The sequence below is a fragment of the Nonomuraea ceibae genome (assembly GCF_019396325.1).
In the GTDB taxonomy this organism is placed as follows: Bacteria; Actinomycetota; Actinomycetes; order Streptosporangiales; family Streptosporangiaceae; genus Nonomuraea; species Nonomuraea ceibae.
Genome location: NZ_JAHKRO010000234.1, coordinates 1 through 2,837 on the forward strand (window position 1 = coordinate 1; position 2,837 = coordinate 2,837).

Annotated in this window: 3 protein-coding genes; 1 reads left to right on the forward strand and 2 read right to left on the reverse strand. The window is 72.6% G+C overall.

Going from position 1 to position 2,837, the window contains the following annotated elements:
• Both KME80_RS49660 and KME80_RS49665 read right to left on the reverse strand, forming a co-directional pair.
• Positions 1–235: hypothetical protein (locus KME80_RS49660; RefSeq protein WP_219520033.1), on the reverse strand; the 235-nt coding region annotated here is incomplete at its 3' end.
• Positions 232–822: a SigE family RNA polymerase sigma factor gene (locus tag KME80_RS49665; protein ID WP_372455467.1), complete on the reverse strand. Its 591-nt coding sequence runs from the start codon at positions 820–822 to the stop codon at positions 232–234. The genes KME80_RS49660 and KME80_RS49665, both read right to left, overlap by 4 nt.
• Positions 823–943: 121 nt before the next feature.
• Here KME80_RS49665 and KME80_RS52530 point away from each other — a divergent pair, with 121 nt between their 5' ends.
• Positions 944–2,752: a cellulose binding domain-containing protein gene (locus tag KME80_RS52530; RefSeq protein ID WP_219520038.1), complete on the forward strand. Its 1,809-nt coding sequence runs from the start codon at positions 944–946 to the stop codon at positions 2,750–2,752.
• Positions 2,753–2,837 lie beyond the last annotated feature (85 nt).

Below are 2,837 nucleotides of genomic sequence, written 5' to 3' on the forward strand. Positions count from 1 at the left end.
CCCGGAGCGTGCTCCGCTCGGGCGGGGGCGCCGGCGCGGCGGGCTCCTGCCGCGCGCCGGGCAGCGCGCGGACGCCGACGGTCGCGGCGAGCACCGTGACGACGACCACGGCCGCCGCGGTGAGCGCCACCAGGTTGCGCCGCCTGCGCCGGTGGATCTCGATGGCCCGGGCGGCCAGATCCCGGTCCGGCATGTCCTCCGCGATACGCCCGAGAGCGTCTCCCAGCCAGGTCATCGGCGCGCCTCCCTCATGTCGGCCGGATCGTCCAGAACGGGCAGGCGCGAGGCCAGCTCGGGCGCCAGCGCGCGCAGCCGGGCCAGGGCGTGATGCGTCTGGCTCTTCACCGTGCCGACCGAACAGCCCATCAGCCCGGCGACGTCACGTTCGGTGCGGTCCTCGTAGAAGCGCAGCACGATCACCGCGCGCTGCTTGGGGGTCAGCCGCATCAGCGCCTGGCGCAGCACGATCCGCAGCACGGTGGAGTCCTCCGTCGAATAGCCCCGCTCGGGCGGCTCCGGGCTCAGCACCTCACCGGTGACGCGCCGCCGCCGCCACGAGATGTACTGGTTCACCAGGGCCTTGCGGGCGTACGCGTCGGGCCGGTCCATCCGGCGTAACCTCGGCCAGCGCCCGACCATCCGCACCAGCACGCTCTGCAGCAGGTCCTCGGCGAGATGCACCTCACCGGTCAGCAGGTATGCCAGACGCATCAACGGGCGCTGGTGAGCATCGACGAACGCCCGGAAACTGGCATCGCGATCCACGTCTCTCCTCAACTCGGTCACCCCCCAAACGCCGCGAACCCCCCGAAAGGTTGGCACCGGACCCCGGACCCGGTTCGACACCCAGATGTCGGCTGCCGTTCACGAGGGGCGGCCATCGGCCGGAAACCAAGATCGGATAGCCTCCAGAAGTCAAGATCACTTCTGAAGGGACGAAGCATTGCCCCAGGCATGGAAACTCAGGCTGGCCACTCTTGGCGCGGCGTTCGCGCTGCCGCTGGCGGTGATCGCGGTCCCCGCCCAGGCGGCGGAGCCGGCGCCGCTGCTCACGCCGGGCGAGCCGCAGGCCGGAGCCGAGGACCGCTACATCGTGGTCATGAAGCCCGAGAAGGCACGCTCGCGCGACTTACGCTCCTCGCTGGAACGTGACACCGTGGTGAACGGCGGCCGGGTCACCCGCCGCTACGGCAAGGCGCTGGCCGGGTTCGCGGCCGTCCTGCCCGGCAAGGCGCTGGCCGCGGTACGGGCGCACGCGGCCGTCGCCTACGTCGAGCGCGACTCCGTCATCACCGGCAGCACCGTGCAGCCCAACCCGCCGAGCTGGGGCCTCGACCGCGTCGACCAGCGCGCCCTGCCGCTCGACAACAGCTACACCTACAACGCCACCGGCGCGGGCGTCACCGCGTTCATCGTCGACAGCGGCATCCGCACCACGCACACCGAGTTCGGCGGGCGGGCGTCCTTCGGCGCCAACTTCGTCGCCGACGGCACCACCGAGGACTGCCACGGCCACGGCACGCACGTCGCGGGCACGGTCGGCGGCGCCACGTACGGCGTGGCCAAGGCCGTCAACCTGGTGGCGGTGCGCGTGCTCAACTGCAGCAACAGCGGCCTGACCAGCGACCTGGTCGCCGCGATGGACTGGGTCGCGGCCAACCACCCGCCGCGCTCGGTGGCCAACTTCAGCCTCCAGGGCTACGGCACGGCCAGCAACGACGCCGCCGAAGGGCTGATCGACTCGGGCGTGCAGACCGTGTTCATCGCCAACAACTACAACACCGACGCCTGCACCAACGCGCCGCGCTCGCCGCGCGGGGTCGTGGTCGGCGCGACGACCATCCTGGACGAGAAGGCGAGCTTCTCCTCCTTCGGGCCGTGCGTGGACGTGTTCGCGCCCGGCACGGCGATCACCTCCTCGGTCAGCACCAGCGACACCGCCTCGGGCGCCTGGTCGGGCACGTCCATGGCCGCCCCGCACGTCACCGGCTGGATCGCCCGCCACCTCCAGGAGAACCCCGCCGCCACGATGGCCGACAGCAAGGCGGCCATCATCAGCAGCTCCACCAAGGACGTGCTGACCGGCATCGGCGAGGGCTCCCCCAACCGGCTGCTGTACGCCGCCCCCGGCCCCGCGCCGGACGACACGGTCGCGCCCAGCACGCCCGGCACCCCGGTCGCGAGCGGCCTGACCGCGCGCGGCGTCACGCTCACCTGGACGGCCTCCACCGACAACGTCGGCGTCGCCGGGTACGACCTCCACACCGGCGCGGGCCAGCCCGTCGGCTCCTACACCGGCACCGTCGCCCAGCTCGGCGACCTCGCCCCGGACACCACCTACACCTACTACGTCCGGGCCCGGGACGCGGCGGGCAACCTGTCGGCCCCGTCCGGCACGGTCACCGTCACCACCCCGCCCGACGCGGCGGCCGGCTCCTGCAAGGTGACCTACCGCATCACCTCGCAGTGGGACAACCAGTTCAACGCCGAGGTGACCTTCACCAACACCGGCCAGACCGCGGTCGACGGCTGGACCATCGGCTGGTCCTACCCGGCCGGCCAGCAGGTGATCAGCGGCTGGAACGCCACCTTCGCCCAGACCGGCACCGCCGTCACCGCGGCGAGCCTCGACTGGAACCGCGGCGTCGCGCCCGGCGCGTCCGTCTCGGCCGGGTTCAGCGGCAGCCACACCGGGTCCAACCCGGCGCCGGCGGCCTTCACCGTCAACGGCTCGCCCTGCACCACGAGCTGACGTAGACCGCGCGGAGGCGGAGGCGTCCCCCCGCCTCCGCGCGGCACCCCCCCGGCCCGCTGATTCGTATCAGCTCCGTTGACGG